At 43.4% G+C, this 26,252-nt stretch carries 22 protein-coding genes and 2 tRNA genes; 15 read left to right on the top strand and 9 right to left on the bottom strand.

Annotated features, from left to right (window positions below; translation table 11 throughout):
* Positions 1-106: 106 nt before the first annotated feature.
* From PJIAN_RS08225 to PJIAN_RS08260, 8 genes are all read right to left on the bottom strand, one after another.
* Positions 107-2,593, bottom strand: coding sequence for a bifunctional UDP-N-acetylmuramoyl-tripeptide:D-alanyl-D-alanine ligase/alanine racemase (locus tag PJIAN_RS08225; RefSeq protein ID WP_068703930.1), 2,487 nt, complete (start codon positions 2,591-2,593; stop codon positions 107-109).
* A gap of 97 nt (positions 2,594-2,690) precedes the next feature.
* The gene (locus PJIAN_RS08230; RefSeq protein WP_068703931.1) at positions 2,691-3,359 is read right to left on the bottom strand and encodes a YggS family pyridoxal phosphate-dependent enzyme; all 669 of its coding nucleotides are present in this window, start codon (positions 3,357-3,359) and stop codon (positions 2,691-2,693) included.
* Positions 3,360-3,447: 88 nt separating this feature from the next.
* A complete protein-coding gene (locus PJIAN_RS08235) occupies positions 3,448-3,909 on the bottom strand; it encodes a DUF4494 domain-containing protein (RefSeq protein ID WP_068703933.1) in 462 nt (153 codons plus the stop codon).
* A gap of 44 nt (positions 3,910-3,953) precedes the next feature.
* Positions 3,954-4,829: a lysophospholipid acyltransferase family protein gene (locus tag PJIAN_RS08240; RefSeq protein WP_068703935.1), complete on the bottom strand. Its 876-nt coding sequence runs from the start codon at positions 4,827-4,829 to the stop codon at positions 3,954-3,956.
* A 7-nt stretch (positions 4,830-4,836) separates the two neighbouring features.
* On the bottom strand, positions 4,837-5,898 hold the full coding sequence (locus tag PJIAN_RS08245; RefSeq protein ID WP_068703937.1) for a lysylphosphatidylglycerol synthase transmembrane domain-containing protein: 1,062 nt from the start codon (positions 5,896-5,898) through the stop codon (positions 4,837-4,839).
* A gap of 8 nt (positions 5,899-5,906) precedes the next feature.
* Positions 5,907-6,842 (bottom strand): CDP-alcohol phosphatidyltransferase family protein, encoded by a 936-nt coding sequence (locus PJIAN_RS08250; protein ID WP_068703939.1) that lies wholly within the window; start codon positions 6,840-6,842, stop codon positions 5,907-5,909.
* A 147-nt stretch (positions 6,843-6,989) separates the two neighbouring features.
* The gene (locus tag PJIAN_RS08255) at positions 6,990-7,721 is read right to left on the bottom strand and encodes an SDR family NAD(P)-dependent oxidoreductase (RefSeq protein ID WP_068703940.1); all 732 of its coding nucleotides are present in this window, start codon (positions 7,719-7,721) and stop codon (positions 6,990-6,992) included.
* The gene (locus tag PJIAN_RS08260; RefSeq protein ID WP_068703941.1) at positions 7,711-8,175 is read right to left on the bottom strand and encodes an FAD synthase family protein; all 465 of its coding nucleotides are present in this window, start codon (positions 8,173-8,175) and stop codon (positions 7,711-7,713) included. The genes PJIAN_RS08255 and PJIAN_RS08260 overlap by 11 nt, the downstream gene beginning before the upstream one ends.
* A gap of 237 nt (positions 8,176-8,412) precedes the next feature.
* Here PJIAN_RS08260 and PJIAN_RS08265 point away from each other — a divergent pair, with 237 nt between their 5' ends.
* Both PJIAN_RS08265 and PJIAN_RS14905 read left to right on the top strand, forming a co-directional pair.
* Entirely contained in the window at positions 8,413-9,936 is a 1,524-nt protein-coding gene (locus tag PJIAN_RS08265) for a DUF4301 family protein (protein WP_068703942.1), read from the top strand.
* Positions 9,937-10,070: 134 nt separating this feature from the next.
* Complete coding sequence (locus PJIAN_RS14905; protein WP_153802526.1) at positions 10,071-10,214, top strand: hypothetical protein; 144 nt, start codon at positions 10,071-10,073, stop codon at positions 10,212-10,214.
* 297 nt (positions 10,215-10,511) lie between these two features.
* On the opposite strand, the gene PJIAN_RS08270 is transcribed toward PJIAN_RS14905, so the two are convergent.
* Entirely contained in the window at positions 10,512-12,215 is a 1,704-nt protein-coding gene (locus tag PJIAN_RS08270; protein WP_068703943.1) for a beta-N-acetylhexosaminidase, read from the bottom strand.
* A 274-nt stretch (positions 12,216-12,489) separates the two neighbouring features.
* On the opposite strand from PJIAN_RS08270, the gene PJIAN_RS08275 reads away from it, so the two are divergent.
* The 13 genes from PJIAN_RS08275 to PJIAN_RS08340 all read left to right on the top strand — a co-directional run bounded on the left by PJIAN_RS08275 (position 12,490) and on the right by PJIAN_RS08340 (position 26,165).
* The gene (locus PJIAN_RS08275; protein ID WP_068703945.1) at positions 12,490-13,182 is read left to right on the top strand and encodes an iron-sulfur cluster assembly scaffold protein; all 693 of its coding nucleotides are present in this window, start codon (positions 12,490-12,492) and stop codon (positions 13,180-13,182) included.
* A gap of 57 nt (positions 13,183-13,239) precedes the next feature.
* Positions 13,240-14,238: a GGGtGRT protein gene (locus tag PJIAN_RS08280; RefSeq protein WP_068703947.1), complete on the top strand. Its 999-nt coding sequence runs from the start codon at positions 13,240-13,242 to the stop codon at positions 14,236-14,238.
* A gap of 154 nt (positions 14,239-14,392) precedes the next feature.
* Positions 14,393-14,797 (top strand): rhodanese-like domain-containing protein, encoded by a 405-nt coding sequence (locus tag PJIAN_RS08285; RefSeq protein ID WP_084252333.1) that lies wholly within the window; start codon positions 14,393-14,395, stop codon positions 14,795-14,797.
* A gap of 69 nt (positions 14,798-14,866) precedes the next feature.
* On the top strand, positions 14,867-15,763 hold the full coding sequence (locus PJIAN_RS08290; RefSeq protein ID WP_068703949.1) for a DMT family transporter: 897 nt from the start codon (positions 14,867-14,869) through the stop codon (positions 15,761-15,763).
* Between the two features lie 256 nt (positions 15,764-16,019).
* Positions 16,020-17,354: an NADP-specific glutamate dehydrogenase gene (gdhA, locus tag PJIAN_RS08295; protein ID WP_068703951.1), complete on the top strand. Its 1,335-nt coding sequence runs from the start codon at positions 16,020-16,022 to the stop codon at positions 17,352-17,354.
* 106 nt (positions 17,355-17,460) lie between these two features.
* Positions 17,461-19,440, top strand: coding sequence for a glucosamine-6-phosphate deaminase (locus PJIAN_RS08300; protein WP_068703953.1), 1,980 nt, complete (start codon positions 17,461-17,463; stop codon positions 19,438-19,440).
* 116 nt (positions 19,441-19,556) lie between these two features.
* Positions 19,557-20,471 (top strand): bile acid:sodium symporter family protein, encoded by a 915-nt coding sequence (locus PJIAN_RS08305; RefSeq protein ID WP_068703955.1) that lies wholly within the window; start codon positions 19,557-19,559, stop codon positions 20,469-20,471.
* A 458-nt stretch (positions 20,472-20,929) separates the two neighbouring features.
* Positions 20,930-21,002: transfer RNA gene (locus PJIAN_RS08315), tRNA-Gly, on the top strand.
* 9 nt (positions 21,003-21,011) lie between these two features.
* A tRNA-Leu gene (locus tag PJIAN_RS08320) sits at positions 21,012-21,094 on the top strand.
* A 198-nt stretch (positions 21,095-21,292) separates the two neighbouring features.
* The gene (locus tag PJIAN_RS08325; protein ID WP_068703958.1) at positions 21,293-22,231 is read left to right on the top strand and encodes a ribose-phosphate pyrophosphokinase; all 939 of its coding nucleotides are present in this window, start codon (positions 21,293-21,295) and stop codon (positions 22,229-22,231) included.
* A 272-nt stretch (positions 22,232-22,503) separates the two neighbouring features.
* Positions 22,504-22,839, top strand: coding sequence for a hypothetical protein (locus PJIAN_RS08330; protein ID WP_068703960.1), 336 nt, complete (start codon positions 22,504-22,506; stop codon positions 22,837-22,839).
* A 32-nt stretch (positions 22,840-22,871) separates the two neighbouring features.
* Positions 22,872-24,902, top strand: coding sequence for a transketolase family protein (locus PJIAN_RS08335; protein WP_068703962.1), 2,031 nt, complete (start codon positions 22,872-22,874; stop codon positions 24,900-24,902).
* Positions 24,903-24,983: 81 nt separating this feature from the next.
* Positions 24,984-26,165 carry an FprA family A-type flavoprotein gene (locus PJIAN_RS08340; RefSeq protein WP_068703964.1) on the top strand — a complete coding sequence of 394 codons (1,182 nt, stop codon included), beginning with the start codon at positions 24,984-24,986 and terminating at the stop codon, positions 26,163-26,165.
* Positions 26,166-26,252 lie beyond the last annotated feature (87 nt).

Raw genomic sequence — 26,252 nt, forward strand, 5'->3', positions numbered from 1 at the left:
TGTTATAGTAGAAAACGCACACAGAATACACGGAAGAAACAGGCGAACACAGAGATGAAACTAATCGATTTCCGTATAGTCTGTGTTTTCCGTGTGCTAAATTGTATTATTCCTGAAAATAAACACGTTTTACACGACGTGACACGTTGGTCAGCAATTCATACGAGATGGTGCCAATCGAATCGGCCAGTTCGCTGATGTTGCGCCCCTTGCCGAAAATTTCAGCCGTATCGCCTTCGTGTACGTCCATGCCGGTAACATCGATCATGGCGACATCCATACAGATATTTCCCACAACCGGAGCCAGTTTTCCGTTTATCAGCACCTTCCCGACTCCGTTTCCGAAGCGGCGATCGAATCCGTCGGCATAACCCAATGGCAACACGGCAATCTCGCTATCGTGTTCCAGCACTCCGCGGCGACTGTAACCTACCGTTTCGCCGGCTTTCACCTTCCGCACCTGAAGTACGGTTGTTTTGAGGGTACAAACGGTCTCCATTTCGGGCGAATTTACCGCGCTAATGCTGTAAAGACCGATTCCCAGACGTACCATATCAAACTGATATTCGGGGAAACGTTCAATGCCCGACGAATTGAGGATGTGGCGCAGGAACGAATAGCCAATGCCATTCTGTAAGGTATCGGCACAGTGTTTGAACAGATCGAGTTGCTGATGAGTAAAATCGTCGAAAGCAGGACTGTCGGCACCGGCAAGATGCGAGAATATCGACTGTACCTGCACCGTTTCCTGATCTTTCAAAATGCCCACAAGCTCGTCCATATCCGGTTTTTCAAAACCAAGACGGTGCATTCCGCTATCTATTTTGACATGGATAGGATAATGACTCTCGCCGTGGCGAACTGCCGCTTTAATAAAGGCATTAAGCAGGCTGAAACTGTAAATTTCGGGTTCCAGTTGGTATTCAAACAGCAGATTGAAACTGTTGGGCTCAGGATTCATTACCATGATAGGCAAAGTGATTCCTTCGCGTCGCAGTTCCGCTCCTTCGTCGGCTACAGCCACCGCCAGATAATCGCAACGATGGTGTTGCAGGGTTTTGGCTACCTCCACCGAACCGCTTCCATAAGCAAAGGCTTTCACCATGCAGACGATTTTCGTTTCGTGACGGAGTTTGGAACGGAAATAGTTGAAGTTATGCACCAAAGCGCTCAGGTTCACTTCCAGCGTGGTTTGGTGTGTAATATTTTCCAGTTGTTCGGATATTTGCTCAAAGTGGAAGTTACGCGAACCTTTCAGCAAAACCACCTCGTTTTTCAGTGCTTTCCAACGCCCCGATCCCAAAAAAGATTCGGTGCTGTTGAAGCTCTCTTTTTGCGGAATATTGAATTTATCGAGTTGTTTTGAAATTTCGGTTCCAATACCGATCAGACGGTTGATTCCGCTCTCTTGCACCAAGTTGGCAATATTGGCATATAGCTTTTCGGCAACTTCACCGCTCTGAAGAATGTCCGACAGCACCAGCGTCATGTTCATCTGTTTGTCTGCTGCCTGACGACGGGCAAAATCGAGAGCAATATTCAACGAGTTGATGTCGGCATTGTAGCTGTCGTTGATTACCAGACAATCGTTGCGACCCTCTTTCACTTCCAGACGCATGGCTACCGGTTCCAGCAACTTCATGCGGGATGCAATAAGCTGCATATTCAACGGTTTATTTTCGATTACCGTTTCGAGCAAAATCCATGTCGACAGGCAGTGCAAGCTGTTTTCCACCGAAGCATCATCGGTAAACGGAATGCTGTAAATGATGGTTTCATTGCCAAACTTACAGGTTATGGTACTTACTTTGCCGATTTTATCTATGCCTAACACCTGTAAATCGCAAAGTTGATCGTACCCCCAAATAAACCGGCGGCACCGCAACCCAGATTCTAAAATACATTTCTCCACCACGGCATGATCCTTGCACGAAATCAGCCATTGAGCATCGGTAAACAACAATAATTTCTCGCGACATTTCTCGATCAGAGAGGAGAAATTTTCCTGATGTGCCTGCCCGATATTTGTCATCACACCCACCGTTGGGCGGATAATATGCTCCAGTCGTTCAATCTCTCCTTTTTTTGAAATACCGGCCTCAAAAATCCCAAGATTATTCTGTTCGTTGATTTGCCAAACCGACAGCGGAACTCCAATTTGCGAGTTATAGCTTCGCGGAGAACGAACGGTATTATAATCGTTGTGAAGCAATTGCGAGAGCCACTCCTTGACAATAGTTTTACCGTTACTTCCGGTAATGCCGATTACCGGCAACGAAAAATGGTTGCGATGAAAGGCCGCCAACTGCTGCAAAGCCTGCAACGTATCGTTTACAATGAGGAAACTGGCATCCTGCATCGAATCGAAATCGGACTGAAAGTCGCTTACCACGAAATGGCGTACACCGTGGTTATAGAGATCGCGCACATAACGATGACCGTCGTTACTGGCGGAACGTAAAGCAAAAAAGAGTGTGTCGTCCGGAAAAATAAGTGAACGACTGTCCGTCAACAGGCGGCTGATATTGCCCTCGGTGCGCAAAAGCGACTTTCCCCCGAGTAATTGGGCAATATGAAAGATTGAATAAGTCATTGGAATTTACAATTTAATCATTGACAATTTACGATTGAAAGGGTGAGCCAATTTTTCACACACAAAGTTAATTGGCATATGGGAATTGTCACATTGTTCAATATTGTCTTGCTCCGAAAATCGAGCTACCGACACGAACCATGGTGCTTCCCTCCTCAATGGCAATGCGATAATCATCGGACATTCCCATTGATAGAGTATCGAACCAGGGTTTATCGGAGAAATAAGAAGTTTTAAGTTGATCGAAAAGAGTTTTGAGTGAACGGAACTCAGCACGAACCTGAGCTTCATTGTCGGTAAAAGTAGCCATGCCCATCAGCCCCCGGATGCGTACCGAATTCAGAGTATCGAAAATACCCGAATTCAGAGCATCGTTCACTTCTTCTGGCGAGAACCCGAACTTGGTTTCTTCGCGGGCAATATGCACCTGTAGTAGGCAATCGACCGTGCGGCCGGCCTTTGCAGCCTGTTTATTGATTTCTTCGAGCAAACGAAGAGTGTCAACGCCGTGTATCAGCGCAACAAAAGGAACAAGAAACTTAACTTTATTAGTTTGAAGATGACCAATGAAGTGCCAAACAATATCTTTTGGAAGGGTGTCATATTTTTGACATACTTCCTGAACCTTGCTCTCTCCAAAAACTTTTTCACCAGCTGCATAGGCTTCTAAAATGGAGTCGTTTGGATGAAATTTTGAGACGCATACCAACTTCACGTGAAAAGGCAGTGTTGCTCTGATGGCGTTCAAATTACCGGCAATCGACATGATATAACAGTTCAAAATTCAAGTTTAGCTATCGCTGATTTTCAATTCAAGCTCAAAGTTACAACCTGAGCATAAAGGTGTCTGCAATTTAATCGGAAGTTTCTCCGGTTTCTTCACGCTGTGTTCCGGCATACGGATACACATCCATAATAGCTGTTTCGGCTATAGCGGCTATTTCCCAATCCGACAACGTATTGCCCAGCTTTTCAATAAGAAGCATTAAAGCATCCTTCAGGTTAGCTGCCTGCACCATCATTGTTACGGCCGTTTTCTTTTCTATTCCTTTTTCCTCATCCAGAGAGATAAAGTTAACCTTTGCTCGGTACCATTTATCACCGCTGGGGTTGTCGAACAGTTCGGCAATACGTGCTCTTTTGATATTGCTTACAGTAAACTCACCACTCACGAAAGGCTTAATTTCTTCTATGATACGGGCTTCGGCTTCTGTAAACGAAAGCGCATCCACCAGATAAGGTTCATTTACCTTTTTGGGGAGTCCGTCTTCCCCTGTTTTTTCATAACGGACTTTGCATTCAAACCAGGTATGCATTGTATTATTTATTTTATTATAAGCGTGTTAGATTTCGAACTTAACTAAACCGTTTTGTCCTGTACATCCAACTTTGTTTTAGGAGTAAAAGTTGTCGGAAGCGGCATGTCGTATACTTTGTTGCGGAGAAAATCTCCCAAAGCTTTGGCATCTTTGAATTGTTTTATTTCTTCAGCCGTTATCAGTTCACCTATCCCGATGCGCGGTCGTTGTCCTTTTTTATTGAATAGCTCATAAGGCATTCTCAAACTACGTATTCTCCAGTCAATCAGACCTAGAAAGTAAAAGAATATTGAGTTTTTATCATAAAAACGAATGGGAAGAACCGGTACTTTTGCAACCTGAATCAATTTCAGAATGCCCTCCTGCCATTGACGATCACGCACCCGAAGTGTTTTGCAACTAAACATTGAAACAGCTCCTGCGGGAAAACACCCTACGGGGTGTCCGTCTCTCAGGTGATGCAATGTTTCTCGCATACCATTAATTGCTGCCGCAGAAGGCGTTGTATTATGTCCGATACGAGGTTGAACCGAGATAAAATTTTCATCCATTGCCTCAATCAATGTCAGTATCTGATTCACCATCACTTTGTAATCGGGGCGAATACCTGCCATCAAATGAATGAGCATAATACCATCCAATCCTCCGTAGGGATGATTAGAGACAGTAATAAAAGGACCTTCAGGCAGGTGCCGGAGGCGTTCGGCATTACCCACCCGGTAATCGACACCAAAATCTTTCAAAAGGCCTTCTGCAAAAGCGGCTCCCGTATGATCACATGACCGCCCGTAAGCCCAATTGATCCGGTCTATTGCAAGAAGATGTAGTACAACTTTACCCAGCCAACGTCCTAACCGGCCTCTGAAAAACAGAGATTTCTTCGCTAAAAATTCAACATCGATCACTGTCCGCTTCATACGCAAGCTATGGCACCATCTTTTGTGGAGTTTCTACATATTCTGATTGTTCGGTTTTAACCGCCAGATAATTGGTTCTCATCTTGACCTTCATTAATAATATTCCCACGCCCATCCAGAACAATTCCCTGACACGGGTTACCAGACTCACGTAAATACCAAGACCGGCAGGCAAAGAAAGTGCCCTGAGCGCCAATGCAAATCCGCCTTCGCGGGTTCCAATCTGCATCGGAGAGAAGAACAATATATTAGTAAAGAGGCTCATAAACGAGTAAACCACCACCGACTCCACGAGACTTACATCCACATTAACCGGCTTTAAAATTACATATACCTCAAGGCAATTCATTATACGGGCAATTACCTCCAGACTAAGTGCCGTAAAAAATGCTTTCCGGCGGGCTCCATAAAGATAAGATATCTGGGTATCTATTTTCGAAAGCTGATTCTGGTATTTATCCTTAAATGGCTCTACCCATTTTTTCAGCAAGGGTAAACGTGCAAAGAAATTGAATGCTTTTACAGCCATTCCCCTCCGGTAACCTCTCCATAAAAGTGTCAGTAAAATGACGAATGACACAAACGAAGCAAGCAAAACAATACTCAGCGAAAGTTTCATCGGAAGAAACAAGGCAGCCACTACGATAGATAACGCCCAGAAAATGCAATGTGCCGAGATGTGGGTCATGGTGTACAACAGCACCGACGAAGTCGCTTTTTCCACACCCAGCATTGGCTTGAACTCCATGATCTTATAAGGATCTCCGCCGACAAATCCTAATGGAGTGGCAGCTTTGAGGGCAAAACCGCTCAACGTAATTTTGAAAACATGAAGAAAAGGTACAATACGATGCTCCGGCGCATCATCACGAATAATGGTATTAAAGGCCATAGTATTAATGAGATAGATCGGAAGCCACATGCCGATAATGGCAATAAACCACCATCCGGTCTTTTGCACGTGTGCCACGATGGTATCCCAACCGATACACCAGGCAATCACCACCATAGCTACCAAGCCTAAAGCGAAGAATAGATTTCGTCCGAGATTTGTGCTGATTTTTCCCATGCAAAACGTTAGAGTTGGTTTAAACTACGGCACATTTTCTCATGGCGATTGATTGCAAAACCCAACAAAGGATTGAGGATAACAATTTCGCATACAAAATAAAACCATTCAACATCAAGCAGTAAAGTAACAAGCATAACAAAACTTCTTGCATTGAAAGTAAAACAATCCAGTAAAGGCATCATTTTCAGGCTTTCGGAACGAAATTCCTCAATTTTTTCTTCAGGAAATCCGTTTGGATATGTTTCGTGTAAACGTTTAATGTAGCGATGTAATTCAGGCGTTCTGCGCTCCTGATTCAACGTGTAGATATGATACAACTTCAGGAAGAATTTTTCAACAGGTTCCTTTTTCCAACTGAGCGACTGAAAATGTTTTTTGACTGAATCGGCATCCTCAAACTCACTGTTTTTTCCACCTTTCAGAAAATGGAGATGCAATGTTTTGTAGTAATCTATCATTGCAGCCTGGTTGAAGTGAGAATATGCCGAGACAAGAGCAATCAGAAAAACCCACCATCCCCATTCGTAGCCATAAGCAGACAAAATGCGGTCATTTCCATGCATAAGACGCAGGCAAATAGTGGTATAGAATGTCAGAAACCAGATATCTCCGCAAAAGCCATCCAATATTCTGCCAATTTTAGATTTAATACCGGTAATACGAGCCAACTGCCCGTCGACACAGTCCAAAATATTGGCAAACACTAAAAAAGCAAAGCCGAGCAGGTTAATTGCTAGGCTATCATCCGGGTAAAACAGAATACAACCAATCATTCCAACAAAAATGGAAATGATGGTAATCATATTCGGAGTAACAGGAGTTGATTTGAGGAGTAAAGCTATCTGAAAACCGATAGGACGATAAAAAACTCTGTCGAGCCAATTTTCCGTATCCCACGATTTTAAAGAGTCTTTGAAGGTAACCGATGATTTTGTGTCCATTGCGTACTTTATTTGTAACGATACTTTCCTGCAAATTAACAAGTAAATATCTGCTGCAAATTTAGAAAAAAAAAAGAATATGCAGGTTTAATAAGCCCACATAAGTTTTAAGATATATTAAGCCAGTCGATTAGCACACAAAGCCGGCTACTTATAACTGTATCCGCCATCGCAAACAACGACCTCTCCGTTCATATATTGGTTATTGATAAGCAGCCAATACACGTCCGTTAATTCCTCCGGAGTACAGAAACGCCCCATCGCCAGTTTGCGGTTAATATTGTCTCGAATTTCGACCGGTTTTGTTTTTTGCCATTCGGTATCCACAAATCCAGGAGCCACAGCATTAACCCGTATACGTTTACCTGCAAAAAATTTCACCAGATTCTTCACCAACGCATGAACCGAAGCTTTAGTGACGCCGTACGCCAACGAAACAGAATGTGGATGAATAGCCATCAACGAACCGGTAAACACAACGCAACCACCTTCCTCAAAAGAGGAATAAAGCTTTTGCATCAAAAAAACAGGAAAATGGACATTGGCCGTGAAAACCTTTAGCCAGTTTTCGGGTTCAATTTGCAGAAAGTCGCTTCTGTCTGTCATTCCGGCGTTAAATACGACGCAACTAAGCGAAATTTGCTGTTCCGCTAAGAAATGGCTTATTGTATCAATCGAACTGAGATCGGAAATGTCGGCTTTCAACAACATCACTTTTGATGGGAAACGTTGTTCGAACTCGTTCCAAACCAGAGAAGCTGTTGTTTCATCGGATGAATAGGTCATCACAACCGACATGCCTTCTTTCAGGAGTCGTTCACAAACTGCCCTCCCGATTCCTTTGGTTGCCCCGGTTACCAGAGCTGTCTTACTCTTCATCCTGCTTTACAAAAGTTGGCTTTGCCTTACGCTGAGCGTGTAGCTGCTGGTCGTATGATTCATAAATAGTTTTCTTCAGCGATGAGGACGAAACACCGTCGCCATAAGGGAAATAGAACACATCTACTCCCAGATCCTTCAGGTAATCATATTTACCGAACCAGTCATCACCCACAACGAAAGCGTCAATATTCAGTTTCTTTACAATCTCGGTATGATCGAGCGTATGCTGGGGAATCACAAGATCCGGAGCCTTGAGTGCTTCAATAATCAACATCCGTTCGTTGAAAGGAATGATCGGAGCAGCCTTATACGACTTAACCAATTCGTCGGTACTCACACCAACAATCAGAATATCTCCCAACCCTCTGGCATAGTTAATCATTTTCAGGTGATTGGAGTGGAACATATCGAAAGTTCCGGATGTGTAAACGATGGTTTTTTTATTGAACATGATAAAATCTTAGTAAAAACAGAATATAATTGTGATAAAAAAGAGCTAACTTGCAACGTTTTTACGGTTGAATCACTCTTTTTCCTGAATATGCAAAGGTATTTATTTATTTGAGTCTACCTGACTTTTTTACACATTTTTTCTTTGCTTTCGTATGGAAAAATCCCTTTCTCTTTCCAACCTGACAATGAATTTACATCAAATTAGTCTTATAAAACTTTATAAACGTTCACGTCCATGAATACATTTCTCGACTCTGATCTGGAACTACTCAAAACCAAAGGAATTTCAGTTGAAACCTGTACTGAACAATTGAACCGTTTCGCTGCCGGATTTCCTTTCCTGCAAATAGAAAAAGCAGCCGCCATCAATGACGGAATTTTAAAAATTGAAACTTCTCATATCGATCATTATATCCAGTTCTGGACTGATTTTCTTGCCGAAAAGAAGAAAATTGTAAAGTTTGTTCCGGCCTCGGGAGCTGCAAGTCGCATGTTCAAAAACCTGTTTGAATTTATCGACGGAGAATCTGACACTCCCGCATCTGATTTTGAAAAGAAGTTTTTCTCCGAAATTGAATATTTCGCTTTTTATGAAGCACTGAACACAATCTGTTTTCATAACGAAGGCCGCACCATACCTCAACTTATCGAGGCAGGAGAATACAAAACCATCGTGCGCAACCTGCTTGAAGAAAAAGGACTGAATTATCAAAATCTACCGAAAGGATTATTGCTTTTTCACCGTTATCCCGATGAAGTACGCACTCCGGTTCAGGAGCATCTGGCAGAAGGCGCCGCCTATGCCGCCAACAACGAAGGTGAAGTCAACATTCATTTCACGGTTTCTACCGAGCACCGCAAACTGTTCGAACAGCATGTAAAAGAAAAGCTGGCAATCCTTGCTACAAAGAACAACCTTCATTATCACGTCTCTTTTTCGGAACAAAAACCTTCGACCGACACACTGGCCGCCGATGCAGACAACCAACCGTTCCGCGAAGATGGCAAACTGCTGTTCCGTCCGGGTGGGCACGGAGCCTTGATCGAAAACCTGAACGACATTAATGCCGACGTGGTTTTCATCAAAAATATTGACAATGTCACTACCGATAAATTGAAAAAACCGACCATTACCTACAAACGTCTGTTGGCCGGCATACTTGTGCAAACCCAAAAACAGATTTTCGGTTTCCTTCACGAACTGGACAATAAAGAGATTTCGGATGCAAAACTGGAAGTTATCAAACAATTCTGCGCGTCCCGCCTTTCCATCCACAATCCGGCTATTGCAGGCTACAGCCGCGAAGAGCTGATTCAATATCTGCACAACAAACTGAACCGTCCGTTGCGGGTGTGCGGCATGGTAAAAAATGAAGGCGAACCCGGCGGCGGCCCATACATTGCGGTTAACACGGATGGGACGGCTTCTCCTCAAATCCTCGAAAGTTCTCAAATCGACACCTCCGATCCCGAAAAGGTAGAGCTGATGAAAAAAGCGACACACTTCAACCCGGTTGATCTGGTTTGTGCCATTAAAGATTACAATGGAAAGAAGTTCGACTTGCCAAAATATGTAGATAAAAACACCGGCTTTATCTCTTCCAAATCCAAAAGCGGCAAAGAGCTGAAAGCTCTTGAATTGCCCGGCCTCTGGAACGGTGCCATGAGCGACTGGAACACCATTTTTGTGGACACTCCGGTAGAGACTTTCAGCCCGGTAAAAACAGTGAATGATTTATTGAGACCGGAACACCAGTAACATATTTTTCAACGCAAAGAGGCCAAGACTCAGAAAATTAATAACATACTAAGATTATTATCTATTACGATTCTAAGCATAGCTATAAATTAATCTTTGCGCCTTCGTGACTTTGTATTAAAAGATCAATGCCTATGTCCAAAACAATTTGTAAGACCACCGACAAAGCAAAGCTTGAAGAAAAACAAGCAGAAGAAAACTATCAGTGCAAGCGCTGCGGAGAGAAAGCCTCCAAAGAAAAATACGTTTGCAAGCCCGAGAAGATTGCAGACAAGTAATAAATTATGTCAGCCTCCATCTGAACCATTCAGCTGGAGGCGTTTTTTTTACAAATGAATATCTGAATCTCATAGCATTGGTTCAACCTCCATTTTTCCTCACTTGTTCCAGGTTTGCCCGTTGTTTAGTTCCTGTTTAGGCGATAGCCGTAACCTGGACCGGAACCGAAGATCGGCGAAGCTAATCTGAAATACTTGCGCCATCAGTTGAAAACCATAAATGATTTGCTCAGACCGGGACACCGGTAAATAAAAAATTAAGCCCCGAAAGTTGTTGAAACCTTCAGGGCTTAATTTTTATTCTTCTTCGCTCAAATAGTTGCAATATTTGGCATCCCACAACTGATACCGAAGAAACTGTTCCTCCATTTTGGTTTTGAAACGGTTCCAGTCCCGCACCAATTTATTACTCCAGTAAACTTCTGCAATTGCCGACATACGTGGAAAAATACCATATTCCACCTCCTTGTCATCGGCAAAGTATTCTGTCCACAAACAGCCTTGCCCGCCCAGAATATTGGCTGCAACCGATGGAGCAATCGAATCGGGAACCGGTTCGAAATTATATACCTTCGATGCTGTTACCAACCAATCTTTATGCGCCAAACGCTCCTCGCCTTTCCTCTGTTGAACATTGAAGTAACTATTCCGGTAAGGCGTCATGATTACGTTATGTCCCAAGTTGGCAGCTTTTATTCCGTTGGTTGCATTGCGCCAGCTCATCACGGTTATTCCATCTGCCAGTTTGCCATCATCGAGCATATCATCCCAACCAATGGGGGTACGACCGTGCTTGCGAATCACCGCACTGACCTGCTCTACAAAATAGCGCTGTAACCCCTTTTCATCCCTGAGATTATGTTTTTCTATAAATTCCTGCACAACAGGCGATAATTTCCACCATTTGTGCGAACACTCGTCGGCTCCAATATGAATATAGGGCGATGGAAAAATTTGCATCAACTCTTCATATACATTTTTCAGAAAAACAAATAGTTCGTCAGAAGGAGCCAGCACATTATTCACCTTATTGAAAATACCCCAGGTGGTAGCCGTTTTCGGATGCAGAGCCGTGTCGGTTGCAAACTGCGGAAATGAAGCCAACACCGCCAACGAATGGCCGGGAATATCAATTTCAGGAACCACAGTAATGTATCGCTTGGCAGCATACCGCACAATCTCTTTCATCTCTTTCTGTGTGTAATATCCACCATAACGGGTAGAATCGAAACCGGTACCGGGATAAAGGCCGATAATGGTACCCTCACGCCACGATCCGATGCTATTCAATTGAGGATATTTTTTACTTTCAAGTCGCCATCCCTGATCGTCGGTTAGATGAATATGAAAATAGTTCATCTTGTGCAGCGCGATAAAATCGATGTATCGTTTAATAAAACTCACCGGAAACATATGCCGCACTACATCCAGATGCATTCCACGGTACGAAAACCGCGGTTTGTCGGTAATGGATACCGAGGCTATCTGCAGCTTGTCACCTTTTGCAGGAGGCAATAGTTGAATGAGACTCTGTATGGCATAAAAAAGTCCTTCGGAATTGGCACCCTGAAGCATCACTCCTGTAGGCGAACTTTCCAGGGTATACTGCCCGGGCACACTACCCGCCTGCTTTCTTACAGCCAAACGGATACTGTTTTGCAAATTGTTTTGTTTACTCACTATGGCAAGATCAAGCCCATAGTATTGTTTTAGATATTGCGCCAGAAACTGCGCCGAGTTCATGGCCGCTTTTCCCGAAGCCACCAATTGAGTTTGCGCGTCAAGAGCAAATGTTCCTTCGCGCAGGGTTACGCGTTCGGGTTGGGGAATAATGGAAACAGCTGGTTGCTGTTGCGCATAGGTAAAAGCTGTCATCATCACGCTACTTAGCAAAAGGCCAAGCCTTATCTTTCGATTCATCATCACATAAATTAGTTTAGTTCCGTCACCGGGATCCGCAGAATTGCTATTCATCACATCCCAACTGATCGGAAAATGCATCGCGCAAATATACGCAAATGAACATTCACCACCAAGAGACCACCTCCTATCTCCCGGATATCCAGCACCAACTTTGGATAGGCTCTTTACTGCTTGCGGATGACATTTTTTCACTTCGGATAAGCACATGCATGCCTATAAGCAAAATAGCACCATATTTCACTTTTATTATACACACCTCCCATTTGCCGCTATCAAAAAATTTCGTTAGCTTTGCATATCAAATAGCTGTCAACTAAACACTTAATAATCAACATTTTAAATTTCAGAGGGTATGATTTATTCACATGAAGTAGAACAAATGTGTGTGGTAAAAAAAGGTCCTAACCACGGACCAGCTCCCATTCCTCAAGAAGGAAAATGGGTTCAGGCTAAGGAAATTAAAGATATTTCCGGTTTAACTCACGGTGTGGGATGGTGTGCACCACAACAAGGCGCTTGTAAACTAACACTGAACATCAAAGACGGTATTATCCAGGAAGCTTTGATCGAAACTATCGGTTGTTCGGGTATGACTCACTCTGCAGCTATGTCTGCCGAAGTTCTTCCCGGCAAAACCATTCTTGAAGCATTGAATACCGACTTGGTTTGCGATGCTATCAACACTGCAATGCGCGAATTGTTCTTACAAATTGCTTACGGACGTTCTCAGTCTGCTTTCTCGGAAGGTGGTCTGCCAATCGGTGCCGGTCTCGAAGACCTGGGTAAAGGTCTCCGCAGTCAGGTAGGTACAATGTACGGTACTTTGGCAAAAGGCGTTCGTTACCTCGAAATGGCTGAAGGTTACTGCACACGCATCGGCTTGGACGAAGACGGTGAAGTAATCGGCTACGAATTCGTTCACATGGGCAAATTCATGGATATGGTTAAGAAAGGCGTTAATGCTGCTGAAGCTTTGGAAAAAGCAAAAGGTTCGTACGGTCGCTTCAAAGAAGCTGCTAAATATATTGACCCGCGCCACGAATAATCTCGTGATGCAGAATGATGTATTATTAATTATTAATTTTTAATTCGAACAAAAATTATGGCTTTATTTGAAAGTTACGACCGCCGTATTAACCAGGTAAATGCGGCTCTCAATCAATACGGAATCAAAGACATCGACGAAGCTAAGGCTATCTGCGATGCAAAGGGCATTGATCCTTACAAAATTTGTGAAGAAACTCAGCCTATCTGCTTCGAAAATGCAAAATGGGCGTACGTAGTAGGCGCTGCCATCGCTATCAAAAAAGGTTGCACAACTGCTGCTGATGCTGCAGAAGCAATCGGTATCGGCTTGCAATCTTTCTGCATCGCCGGTTCTGTAGCCGATGATCGTAAAGTAGGTATCGGTCACGGTAACCTCGGCGCTCGTTTGTTGCGCGAAGAAACACAATGTTTCGCATTCTTAGCAGGTCACGAATCTTTCGCTGCTGCTGAAGGTGCTATCAAAATCGCTGAAATGGCAAACAAAGTACGTACAAATCCTTTGCGCGTTATTTTGAACGGTTTGGGTAAAGATGCCGCTATGATCATCTCTCGTATCAACGGCTTTACTTACGTACAAACTCAGTTTGACTATGCTTCGGGTGCGTTGAACGTTGTAAAAGAAAAACCTTATTCAACAGGTCTTCGTGCTAAAGTAAAATGCTATGGCGCTGACGACGTTCGCGAAGGTGTTGCTATCATGCGCGCTGAAGGCGTTGACGTTTCCATCACAGGTAACTCAACTAACCCAACACGTTTCCAACACCCTGTTGCAGGTACTTACAAAAAAGAATGCAACGAACTTGGCAAACCATATTTCTCTGTTGCTTCAGGTGGTGGTACAGGTCGTACTCTTCACCCCGACAACATGGCTGCTGGTCCTGCTTCTTATGGTATGACCGACACTATGGGTCGTATGCACGGTGATGCTCAGTTTGCCGGTTCTTCTTCCGTTCCTGCTCACGTTGAAATGATGGGCTTCCTCGGAATGGGTAACAACCCAATGGTTGGTGCAACCGTTGCTGTTGCCGTTGCTATCGCCGAGGCATGCAAATAAGAAGATTTCAGAATTCAAGATTCCAATGATTCAAGATTATCTTAAATGAGCGTCCCGAAAGAAATGGAATACTGGAATTCTCAATCTCAAAATTAGCTAATATAAAACTGCCTCAGCATTCGTGCCGGGGCAGTTTTTTTATACACCAACAATCATGAGTCGAATAATAACTTTCTTTACAGCCTCCATTTTGCTGTTCATTTGTGCTTTGAGCCTGAATGCACAACAAAACCAAAAAGGCAGAACCGATTTATCGGTCAGTCAGTTCAAAGAGTATCTGGCAAAAAATCCGTCAGTCACGCTGCTCGACGTCAGAACACCGGAAGAGTTTGCTGCCGGACATCTGAAAAATGCAGTCAACATCCCGGTTAACGACCCCGATTTTGACGCTAAAGTTTCAAAATTTGACAAAACCAAAGCCGTGATGGTCTATTGCCGCTCCGGGCACCGCAGTGTGGTAGCTTCCGGAAAATTACTGACACTCGGATTTGTCAGCATCCTCAACCTTGAGAAAGGTATCAACAGCTGGCAGGCAGCCGGCGAAAACGTGTTTAAATAGTTATTCAGGCAAACAGGCTATCTCTTTCGATGATGAAATCGACGGAATAGCCCTTAAAACAAAAAGATTATGTGGTTATTATTGGGTGCACTCTCTGCACTTTTATTAGGCATCTACGATGTTGCAAAAAAGGTTTCGCTTCAAAAAAACGCGGTTATTCCGGTACTTTTTTCGTCCATCGTTATTTCCTGTCTTATTTTATCTCCGCTGCCGGTATTGTCGCACTACTTGCCCGACACGATGAAAGGCACGCTGCTGTATGTTCCGCCAATGGATGGCAGAGCGCATTTTTACATCTTACTGAAATCGTTATTGGTGTTGTCTTCGTGGCTGTTTGGTTACTTCGCAATGAAGCACCTGCCCATCACAATTGTCACACCGATTGAAGCCACACGACCACTCTGGACGCTACTCGGAGCGTTGGTCATTTTTTCGGAAAGATTATCCCCTTATCAATGGATTGGAGTATCCGTAACATTGATTTCATTCTACCTTTTTTCGATGGTTGGAAAAAAAGAAGGCGTGGTTTTCCACAACAATAAATGGGTCTTTTTTATTATCTTAGCAGCGCTTACGGGAGCCGCCAGCGGACTCTATGACAAGTTTCTGATGAGAGAATTCAACCGGGTGGGAGTTCAGGTATATTACCTTTTCTACCAGGCTATTATAATGGGTATCATCACGTTGTTTCTCTGGTATCCCAAACGTAAAACATCGACGCCGTTTCAGTGGCGATATTCGATTATCGGCATTTCGGTATTTCTTACCCTGGCCGACTTCGTCTATTTCTTTGCACTCTCCGATCCCGATGCCATGATATCGCTTCTTTCTACTGTTAGAAGAGCCGGAGTTGTAGTATCATTCTCAATCGGAGCTTTTGTCTTTAGAGAAAAGAACATTAAAGTCAAATTTATTTGTCTTGCAGGTGTCATAACCGGCACTTTGATCTTGTTACTGGGTAAATGACCGACACTAACCTGCATTTTTCAAAAACTCTTAAATGTCATACAAAGTGAACGTATTATCACGCATATATAGTCACACGTCCATTGAATTAAAACATACACTATCAGATTGATAAATGACCTTCGTTTCAATTTGGCCGAATTACATTTTAGATACATATTTTTGGCATATTTAATACATAAAATTACCAAATAACAGTTCGAAAAGTTGTTTTCTGCTCCGAGAATGCTTAAAATTGCAGCAAAAATATCACACCATGGATATAGAAAAACTGATGCATTCGCTGGAAGCAAAACACCCCGGCGAACATGAATATTTGCAAGCAGTACACGAAGTGCTGTTAAGTATCGAGGAGGTTTATAACCAACACCCGGAGTTCGAAAAGGCAAAAATAGCCGAACGTCTGGTGGAACCCGACCGGATTTTCACGTTCAAAGTTCCCTGGATTGACGACAACGGCGAGGTACAGGTCAACCTGGGTTATCGCGTTCAGTTCAACAACGCTATCGGCCCTTATAAAGGAGGTCTCAGGTTTCACTCGTCAGTCAACCTGTCTATTTTGAAATTTCTGGGCTTCGAACAAATATTTAAGAACGCATTGACCACTCTTCCGATGGGAGGAGCAAAAGGAGGTTCGGACTTTAACCCAAGAGGCAAATCGGATGCCGAAGTGATGAGATTCTGCCAGTCGTTTATGCTGGAACTTTGGAAACACATTGGACCCGAAACTGATGTACCGGCCGGCGATATTGGCGTGGGAGCACGTGAAATCGGCTACCTGAACGGCATGTACAAAAAACTCACCAACACGGTAACCGGCGTTTTGACAGGGAAAGGTCTCGAATACGGAGGATCTTTGATTCGTCCGGAAGCTACCGGTTTTGGCGGATTGTATTTTGTACAACAAATGCTTGAAACAGCCGGCGATTCGCTGAAAGGAAAAACCGTTGCAATCTCCGGTTTTGGCAACGTAGCCTGGGGCGCTGCACTGAAAGCCAACCAGCTTGGAGCAAAAGTGATAACAATTTCCGGTCCTGATGGTTATATTTACGATCCGAATGGAGTTTCGGGAGACAAAATAGACTATTTACTTGAATTACGTGCTTCCTGCAACGACGTTGTGGCACCTTATGCCGAACAATTTGGAGCAACTTTCGTACCAAACAAACGTCCGTGGGAAGTCAAAGCTGACATTGCGCTGCCTTGCGCAACTCAGAACGAATTAAATGAAGAAGATGCAAAACATCTGATTGCAAATGGAGTACGCTGCGTTGGTGAAATATCCAATATGGGCTGCACCCCTGAAGCAATAGACTTGTTTATTGCAAATAAGATATTATACGGTCCGGGAAAAGCAGTCAACGCTGGAGGCGTTGCTACTTCGGGACTTGAAATGACGCAAAATGCCATGCATTTGGGATGGCCTGCCGAAGAGGTGGACGCCAAGCTTCATCAGATAATGGGAAGCATACATACCCAATGTGTACACTACGGTCGACAGCCCGATGGCTACATCAACTACATGAAAGGGGCAAATATTGCCGGATTCATGAAAGTTGCGCGAGCCATGATGGCACAAGGCGTTATTTAAGATCAAAGTCCCGGGCTTCCTCCATAAAGTCCGGGATTTTTTATAAACCGACGGGTTTATCAGGCAAGGGTATTATTACCATCAAATATTTTTATAAACATTAGCTATGAGAACAAATCTAAGTTCACAAATTACACTGAACCGGATCCCTGAACGCTATTACCGGCCTACCGATGCCTTCGAATTGGCTGCTTTAACGCGTTTTGAAAAGGTTCCTGTGGAAATTTTTGACGATGCTTTGCGTGGCTCTAAAAAAGTGGCTGCGGAAATTGTGGGGTTGATGAAAGAGAAAAACAGCAAGGGAGAATTGTTCGTTTTAGGCCTCACCGGCGGCAGAGCCGGCATCGAATTGTATTCGGAACTGGTACGCCTTCACAAAGAAGAAGGGTTAAGTTTCAAAAAAGTGGCAGTAGTCAATCTTTACGAGTATTATCCATTAGTCAAAGCTATGGATAAAAGCTTCTTATCACGCATTAAAGAGATGCTGCTCGATCACATCGACATTGATCCGGCCAATATCATTTCGCCGGATGCGACCATCGACCGTAAAGATGTGATGGCACACTGCAAAGCGTTTGAAGAAAAAATCAACGCATTGGGAGGCATTGACCTTCAGCTGTTGGGAATTGGCAGAGGAGGTAACATTGGGTTTAACGAACCTGGTTCACAACTGAATTCTACTACCCGACTGATCATGCTCAACAGCGAATCGCGCAAGGAAGCTGCTCGCCATCTTGGCTTTTCAGAACCTCCTGTAAGCTCGATTACCTTAGGCATTGGCACAATAATGAAAGCGAAACGTATCGTATTGCTTTCATGGGGTGAAGACAAGTCGGCTGTGGTACGCACTGCTATTGAAGAACCGGCATCTGTTGCATTTCCGGCATCGTTCCTGCAACTTCACAACAACGCTTCTTTTGTCATTGACATTCACGCAGCCGGAGAATTGACCAGAATAAGCAAACCCTGGCTGGTAACTTCCTGCGATTGGGACGACAAATTAATTCGCCGTGCCATTGTATGGCTGTGCCAACAGGTAAACAAACCCATATTAAAACTGACCGACAAAGATTATTCGGAACATAACCTTAGCGAATTACTCAACATCTTCGGATCTGCTTACAATTGTAACATAAAGATTTTCAACGATCTTCAGCATACAATTACCGGATGGCCAGGTGGTAAACCGGATGCAGACGACACGTATCGTCCGGAAAGAGCTACTCCGTTCCCTAAAAAAGTACTTGTATTCAGTCCGCACCCTGACGACGACGTAATCTCAATGGGCGGAACACTGAAACGCCTTGTAGACCAACATCACGAAGTGCATGTGGCATACGAAACGTCGGGGAATATTGCTGTAAACGATGACGAAATCATCCGTTTCCTCTCTTTTGTAAAAGGGTACATCGAAATGTTCGAACCCGACAACAAAGATCTGAAAGCACGTTACGAAATACAATCGAAGTTTCTGGTCAGAAAAGAAGGTCAAATTCCCCTTTCCGAAATATTATCCATGAAGGGCCTGATCAGACGGGGCGAAGCCAAGGCTGCCTGTCGTTATGTCGGAGTATCTTCAAAAAATGTACATTTCCTGAATCTGCCTTTTTACGAAACCGGTACCATCAAAAAGAACCCGATTTCTCAGGCCGACATCGAGATCGTAAAAGCACTTTTACAAGAACTCAAACCTCACCAGATCTACGTAGCAGGTGACCTTGCCGATCCGCACGGAACGCACAAAGTTTGCCTTGATGCTGTACTTGCAGCCATCGACGATCTGAAAAACGAAGTCTGGTTCAAGGACTGCCGCATCTGGATGTATCGTGGTGCATGGATGGAATGGGAAATTGACCATATTGAAATGGCAGTTCCTCTGAGTCCCGAAGAACTGCGCTCGAAACGAAATGCAATTCTCAAACACCAGTCTCAAATGGAAAGTGCGCCCTTCTTAGGCAACGACGAACGCCTTTTCTGGCAACGTTCCGAAGAAAGAAACCGTGCAACGGCGGCCTTCTACAACGAATTAGGGTTGGCTGCCTACGAAGCAATTGAAGCATTCGTACGCTATATTCCTATTCAATAGAAAATTCTGATAAAAACAGACGACCGTTTTGTATATGAGCAAAACGGTCGTTTTTGTATACAGCACTCTTTTTGTAGCTTTGCAACCACATATCACGTCCATCCACAACACCCACAATGACCAGATTTTTAAAATCATACATGCTTCCCATTGCCATGTGTATTGGCATTATCTTCTATCGTTTTTTTACAGAATTATCATTCATCACCCCTTACCTGATCTTTGCAATGCTTTTTATCACCTATTGCAAACTATCAATCAAAGAGCTCCGGTTCGAAAAATTTCACTTCTTTCTGCTGGCCATTCAGTTATTCGGGAGTATTGCTGTATATCTGACCCTGAGAGGGTTCAATCCTCTGGTTGCTCAAGGATCAATGATCTGTGTTTTAGCGCCTACAGCCACTTCCGCTGCCGTAATCACCGGCATGTTAGGGGGGAGCGTTGCGAGTTTGACCGCTTATAGCATTCTCAGCAACTTATGTGTCGCTATATTCGCACCAATAATTTTTTCATTTATCGGAGAACACTCAAATTTCACTTTTTTCGAGTCGTTCCTCTATATTCTGAAAGAGGTATTTCCTCTGCTGATCCTTCCTTTAGTATTCGCTTTTACATTAGAAAAACTCGCTCCTAAAGTCAAATTAAAAATACAAGCGTTGCATGGATGGTCATTCTATCTGTGGGCGCTGGCTCTTACAATTGTTGTGGGGAAAACCGTTTCGTTTATCATGAAACAGCCTGCGGATAATTATGCTGTTGAAATAATAATGGCTGCTTCTACATTTTTTATCTGTATAGGACAATTTCTGGCAGGAAGAAAAATCGGCAAACGATATGACAAAACGGTCACGGGAGGACAAGGACTGGGACAAAAGAATACGGTGTTGACTATCTGGATGGCATTATCGTACCTTGATCCAATCTCGTCAATAGGACCCGGAGCCTATGTTTTGTGGCAGAACATAGTTAATTCTTACCAGCTTTGGAGGAAACAACGCAGCCAGGCTCAACCCGATGATGGTCGGAGCTAAAAAATGCAGGTATTAGAAGAAAAATAAAAGTGTGGAATATTCGAGTTATTCGAAATAAACCACACTTTCCTTTTTGCTTAAAAAAACTTATCCCTATCGCTGAACCTAAAATTATTAATATAAGACCACCTAGTATTATGAAAACAAAGGTATCCCGTTTACGTGAAACAGGTTGCAAAAATTGCATCAAATCATTGCATTTTTGAAACACATACTACCTTTTTGATAGATATTGTTGCGAAAATGAGACGTAAAGCCTCCTGCCTATATAAAACATCCTCCAAAATTTCAAAAAAACGGACATTTTACCGCCTCAAAATTTCCGAAATGTTTTTTAGAAAAAAAGTCAGCCCGAATATTTCCGGACTAAAAAAAATCCTTATCTTTGCACCGCAAAACAGATATGCATTGAGCTTCTCAAAAGAGCTCTTTCTATTCGACAAAAAAGAACAATGATTGCGAAAGTAGCTCAGTTGGTAGAGCACGACCTTGCCAAGGTCGGGGTCGCGGGTTCGAGTCCCGTCTTTCGCTCAAAAGGATGCCCGGATGGTGGAATGGTAGACACGAAGGACTTAAAATCCTTTGGCTTCACGGCTGTGGGGGTTCAAGTCCCCCTCCGGGTACTTTAAAATAAAGGGTTTACACTATTGCGTGTAAACCTTTTTTTTATGCCATTCTCAGCATGAATCATTTACAGAGATTGACTGCTTTATCATTCCTTCTTCGTTACCATGAACAAAACAATATAATTCCAAGGATTAATTGCAAATTCTATATAACTTTGTAACATCAATTTTCACCACCTACAAAAAATCACACACATGCATTTAGCAGACTCATACAAAGTCTTTTCGGGCTCAAGCAGCCGCTATCTGGCCGAACAAATCTGTCAGAGCCTTGGCTGTGAACTGGGAAAAATGACGACCACCCGTTTTGCCGACGGCGAATTTGCCGTCAGATATGACGAATCAATCCGTGGTTGTTATGTATTTCTTGTACAATCAACCTTTCCTTCATCAGACAACCTGATGGAACTTTTATTGATGATTGACGCAGCAAAAAGAGCTTCGGCTTATAAAGTAATTGCTGTAATTCCCTATTTTGGATGGGCTCGCCAGGACAGAAAGGACAAACCCCGTGTTTCAATCGGTGCAAAACTGATTGCCGATCTTTTGAGTACTGCCGGTATCGACCGCCTTATCACAATGGATCTCCACGCCGATCAGATTCAGGGTTTCTTCAATGTACCGGTTGATCACCTTTATGCGTCAACCCTCTTTGTCCCCCACATCAAATCGCTTCAGATCGAAGATTTAGCGATTGCATCCCCCGACGTGGGTGGTTCAAAACGCGCAGGATCTTACTCTAAGCACCTGGAATCGCCAATGGTACTTTGCTACAAATTGCGCGAAAAAGCCAATGAAGTAAGCGACATGAAGATTATCGGTAAAGTAACCGGCAAAAATGTGATCATCCTTGACGACATGGTTGATACCGCCGGCACACTGACAAAGGCAGCAGGACTGATGATGGAGTATGGCGCAAAATCGGTAAGAGCGGTAGTCACCCACCCCATTATGTCCGACCCGGCATCTCAACGCATCGAAGACTCTGTATTGAAAGAGATCATTTTTACCGACTCAATTCCATACAACGGAAATTGCAGCAAAGTAAAAGTGTTATCCGTTGCCGATCTGTTTGCTGACACCATCAAAAAAGTATTCAACAACGAATCAATCAGTAGCCAGTATTTGCTTTAATAAGACATGTAATTACGAGGTTTTCCCGAACATAAGATTAGGTTGTAAAGATAAAAATCATTATCTTTACAACCTCAAAATCACACATTTGAATAACTTCTTGTCATTTCATAGCCGTCAGTATCCGGCTAAATCATTGAAATGAAAGAAGTTTTTCGCATTAAATTTGTTGTTTATTTTGCGAGGAAGAAATTCTGTTCCGACTCGCTCTGAGAAACAAAAAAAACGACACAAAACAAAACACAAATCCGATAACTCTAAAACTTACTATTATGAAAGAAATTGATGACCTTCCGGAATTTGACGACGATGAAGCCATTGCATTCATTTTGAAATACATACCTCAGGAACTCAAAGCAAAAGTAACCGAAGATGACATCGCTTACATTTTGGATGTTATCTACGATTTTTATGAGGCCAATGGGCTGATAGAAGAAAATTCTACCGAAGAAGCTTCCATTGACGAAGATGACATGTTGCTGTTTGTCATGAAAGCAATCAAAAAAGATAAAGTGGTTAATCTTTCAGAAGAAGAAGTCCAATCGTTGCTGGAAGGCGAATTTGAATATGGAAAATCAATAGGCATCTACAACGAAGAAGAAGAATAAAAAAACACAAATATCAACACATAAAAACACTTATGAGCACAACATCCATTTTAGACAAAGCAGCCGATAACATTCGTATTTTGGCATCAAGTATGGTCGAAAAGGCCAAATCAGGTCACCCGGGCGGAGCAATGGGAGGCGCAGACTTCGTAAACGTATTGTTCAGCGAATTCTTAACTTACGATCCTAGCGATCCTCAATGGATCAACAGAGACCGTTTCTTCCTTGATCCGGGTCACATGTCGCCGATGCTTTACAGTGTATTGGCTCTTACCGGCAAATATTCACTTGAAGATTTGAAACAATTCCGTCAATGGGGCAGTGTAACTCCGGGTCACCCCGAAGTGGATGTTGAACGTGGTGTCGAAAACACATCAGGTCCTCTCGGACAGGGCCACACAATGGCTATCGGTGCTGCTATCGCCGAACGCTTCCTTGCTGCCCGTTTTGGCAACTGGATGAGCCACAAAATTTATGCTTTTATTTCTGACGGTGGTGTTCAGGAAGAAATTTCTCAGGGTGCAGGTCGTATTGCCGGAACTCTCGGACTGAGCAACCTGATCATGTTCTATGACTCTAACGACATTCAGCTTTCTACAGTTGTAAGCGAAGTTAGTGTAGAAGACACTGCAAAAAAATACGAAGCTTGGGGCTGGAATGTTATTACAATCGTTGGTAACGATGCCGCTCAGATTCGCGAAGCTTTAACAAAAGCTCAAACTGAAACAGAACGTCCTACCCTGATTATCGGTAAAACCATCATGGGTAAAGGCGCCGTTGCTGCGGACGGAAGCAGCTTCGAAAACAAATGCGCTACTCATGGTATGCCATTGAGCGAAGGCGGTGCTTCATACGAAAAAACAATTCAAAACCTCGGAGGGAATCCTGAAAACCCATTCGTTATCTTCCCTGAAGTTGAAGAACTCTACGCAAAACGTCAAGCCGAATTGGTAAAAATCGCTGCAGAAAAGAAAGCTCAACAAGCAGCATGGGAAAAGGAAAATCCTGAATTGGCTAAAAAATTGGCTAAATTCTTCTCGAAAGAGGCTCCTAAAGTTGACTTTGCTGCTATTGCACAGAAAGCCGATCAGGCTACACGTGCAGCATCTTCAACAGTATTGGCAGCTTTTGCTAGTCAGGTAGAAAACATGATCGTTGCTTCAGCTGATTTGTCAAACTCTGACAAAACAGACGGCTTCCTCAAAAAGACACACGCCTTCACCAAAGGTGATTTCTCAGGTGCATTCTTCCAGGCTGGTGTATGCGAATTGACAATGGCTGCTATTGCAAACGGTATGGCTCTCCACGGAGGGGTTATTCCTGCTGTCGGAACATTCTTTGTTTTCTCTGACTATATGAAGCCTGCCGTACGTATGGCTGCTTTGATGCAATTACCAGTAAAATACGTTTGGACACACGATGCCTTCCGCGTAGGCGAAGATGGTCCTACTCACCAACCGGTTGAACAGGAAGCTCAAATCCGCCTGATGGAACAGTTGAAAAACCACCACGGCAAAAACAGTATGTTGGTGCTTCGTCCGGCCGATGCTGACGAAACAACCGTTGCATGGAAATTAGCGCTCGAAAATACATGTACCCCAACTGGTTTGATTTTGTCTCGTCAAAATATCAAAAACCTTGTTGCTGAAAACGGCTACACATCAGCTTTGCAAGCAGCAAAAGGAGCCTATATCGTTTACAAACCAGCCACTAAAGCTGACATCATTTTGGTTGCCAACGGTTCTGAAGTTGCAACTTTGATTGAAGCTGTTCCGTTCCTGAAAGAAAAAGGCATCGAAGTTCAGGTAGTTTCTGCACCTTCTGAAGGTTTATTCTTCAACCAGGACGAAAGCTATCGTAACGAAGTAATTCCTGCTTCCACACCGGTATTCGGTCTTACAGCAGGTCTGCCTTCTACATTGCAACGTCTGGCTGGCGCAAATGGCAAAGTATTTGGTTTGGATCATTTCGGATACTCTGCTCCTTACAAAGTATTGGATAAAGAATTTGGTTTCACTGCAGAAAATGTAGTTAACCAGGTTACAGCACAATTGGGCAAGTAATAAAACTTGCCCTTCAACCTTAGTTTCTGACACCGTGGAAAGATACACAATGGATATTGTTTATCTTTTAATCACTTAGTTATGTACAAAGCAAGACATATAACCGATGACATTTATTATATAGGTGTCAACGACCGGCAAAAAGTGCTCTTTGAAAACCTCATCCCGCTACCACACGGAGTTTCATATAACTCCTATCTGATAATGGATGAGAAAACAGTTTTGGTGGATACCGTGGAGGTTTCTTTCGCCGAAGTATTTTTGGATAAACTGTTGAGTGTACTGGGAGATCGCCATCTGGATTATCTGGTTATCAACCATATGGAACCTGACCACTCAGGAGCAATCCGGGCAATACGACGCATGTTTCCTGATATTAAAATCGTTGGGAACGCGCGTACCTTTAAAATGCTTGATGGTTTCTACGGAATTAATGATGGCTTGCACGAAGTAAAAGATGGGGACAAACTGGTTTTGGGTAAGCATACCCTCCAGTTCTTCCTCACTCCGATGATTCACTGGCCGGAAACTATGATGACTTACGATATTAACGACAAGTTATTATTTACGGGAGACGCGTTCGGCGCGTTTGGCACGCTGGACGGAGGAGTGCTTGATACTGATATTGAAACCGGTAACCATTTGGAAGAAAGCCGTCGCTACTTTTCAAATATTGCCGGCAAGTACGGATCTGCCGTTCAGAATGCATTAAACAAGCTGAAGGACATTGAAATCAAGACTATTTGTCCTACTCACGGACCGGTTTGGCGTGAAAAGGTTAATAAAATAATCGAAATCACAGACAAACTAAGCCGGTATGAAGGTGAACGCGGCGTGGTAATTATTTACGGCAGCATGTACGGCAATACCGAACAGATGGCAGAGGCTATCGCGTATGGCCTTTCGGAAGAAGGCGAAAAGAATATCACTATTTACAACGTGTCCAAAACGGATGTTTCGTTTATTCTGAGTGATATTTTCCGCTATGACCGCATCGTTATCGGAAGTCCGACATACAGCAACGAATTATTCCCGGAAATAGCCTCTTTGCTGGCAAAACTGGAAACCCGCGATATCAAGAATCGTAAATTTGCTTATTTCGGATCGTCAACCTGGTCAAATGCTTCCATCAAATTGTTGGCAGCTTTTGCAGAACGGGTAAAATGGGATGTCGTAAGTCTCCCCATCGAAATAAAGCAAAGCCTCAAAGAGGACAAATACGAAGACTGTATCGCTCTGGGACGATTGCTGGCTAAATCATAACAAAAAGTGTATTGCTGATTTACTGACAGTTTTGTTATGGTGCTGATGAACAAGATAGTCTGCAGACTATCATAAACGTGAAGATGA

Origin of the sequence: Paludibacter jiangxiensis (genome assembly GCF_001618385.1) — a bacterium.
Classification (GTDB): Bacteria; Bacteroidota; Bacteroidia; order Bacteroidales; family Paludibacteraceae; genus Microbacter; species Microbacter jiangxiensis.

Excerpts from the sequence above, each read along its gene's own strand:
- PJIAN_RS14905 (WP_153802526.1), top strand. The coding sequence starts at position 10,071 with ATGTCCAAAACAATTTGTAAGACCACCGACAAAGCAAAGCTTGAAGAA.
- PJIAN_RS08290 (WP_068703949.1), top strand. The coding sequence starts at position 14,867 with ATGTGGTTATTATTGGGTGCACTCTCTGCACTTTTATTAGGCATCTAC.
- PJIAN_RS08270 (WP_068703943.1), bottom strand. The coding sequence starts at position 12,215 with ATGCATTTTCCGATCAGTTGGGATGTGATGAATAGCAATTCTGCGGAT.
- PJIAN_RS08275 (WP_068703945.1), top strand. The coding sequence starts at position 12,490 with ATGATTTATTCACATGAAGTAGAACAAATGTGTGTGGTAAAAAAAGGT.
- gdhA (WP_068703951.1), top strand. The coding sequence starts at position 16,020 with ATGGATATAGAAAAACTGATGCATTCGCTGGAAGCAAAACACCCCGGC.
- PJIAN_RS08225 (WP_068703930.1), bottom strand. The coding sequence starts at position 2,593 with ATGACTTATTCAATCTTTCATATTGCCCAATTACTCGGGGGAAAGTCG.
- PJIAN_RS08285 (WP_084252333.1), top strand. The coding sequence starts at position 14,393 with ATGAGTCGAATAATAACTTTCTTTACAGCCTCCATTTTGCTGTTCATT.
- PJIAN_RS08300 (WP_068703953.1), top strand. The coding sequence starts at position 17,461 with ATGAGAACAAATCTAAGTTCACAAATTACACTGAACCGGATCCCTGAA.
- PJIAN_RS08240 (WP_068703935.1), bottom strand. The coding sequence starts at position 4,829 with ATGAAGCGGACAGTGATCGATGTTGAATTTTTAGCGAAGAAATCTCTG.
- PJIAN_RS08245 (WP_068703937.1), bottom strand. The coding sequence starts at position 5,898 with ATGGGAAAAATCAGCACAAATCTCGGACGAAATCTATTCTTCGCTTTA.
- PJIAN_RS08330 (WP_068703960.1), top strand. The coding sequence starts at position 22,504 with ATGAAAGAAATTGATGACCTTCCGGAATTTGACGACGATGAAGCCATT.
- PJIAN_RS08235 (WP_068703933.1), bottom strand. The coding sequence starts at position 3,909 with ATGCATACCTGGTTTGAATGCAAAGTCCGTTATGAAAAAACAGGGGAA.
- PJIAN_RS08340 (WP_068703964.1), top strand. The coding sequence starts at position 24,984 with ATGTACAAAGCAAGACATATAACCGATGACATTTATTATATAGGTGTC.
- PJIAN_RS08260 (WP_068703941.1), bottom strand. The coding sequence starts at position 8,175 with ATGTTCAATAAAAAAACCATCGTTTACACATCCGGAACTTTCGATATG.
- PJIAN_RS08280 (WP_068703947.1), top strand. The coding sequence starts at position 13,240 with ATGGCTTTATTTGAAAGTTACGACCGCCGTATTAACCAGGTAAATGCG.
- PJIAN_RS08230 (WP_068703931.1), bottom strand. The coding sequence starts at position 3,359 with ATGTCGATTGCCGGTAATTTGAACGCCATCAGAGCAACACTGCCTTTT.
- PJIAN_RS08265 (WP_068703942.1), top strand. The coding sequence starts at position 8,413 with ATGAATACATTTCTCGACTCTGATCTGGAACTACTCAAAACCAAAGGA.
- PJIAN_RS08250 (WP_068703939.1), bottom strand. The coding sequence starts at position 6,842 with ATGGACACAAAATCATCGGTTACCTTCAAAGACTCTTTAAAATCGTGG.
- PJIAN_RS08255 (WP_068703940.1), bottom strand. The coding sequence starts at position 7,721 with ATGAAGAGTAAGACAGCTCTGGTAACCGGGGCAACCAAAGGAATCGGG.
- PJIAN_RS08335 (WP_068703962.1), top strand. The coding sequence starts at position 22,872 with ATGAGCACAACATCCATTTTAGACAAAGCAGCCGATAACATTCGTATT.
- PJIAN_RS08325 (WP_068703958.1), top strand. The coding sequence starts at position 21,293 with ATGCATTTAGCAGACTCATACAAAGTCTTTTCGGGCTCAAGCAGCCGC.
- PJIAN_RS08305 (WP_068703955.1), top strand. The coding sequence starts at position 19,557 with ATGACCAGATTTTTAAAATCATACATGCTTCCCATTGCCATGTGTATT.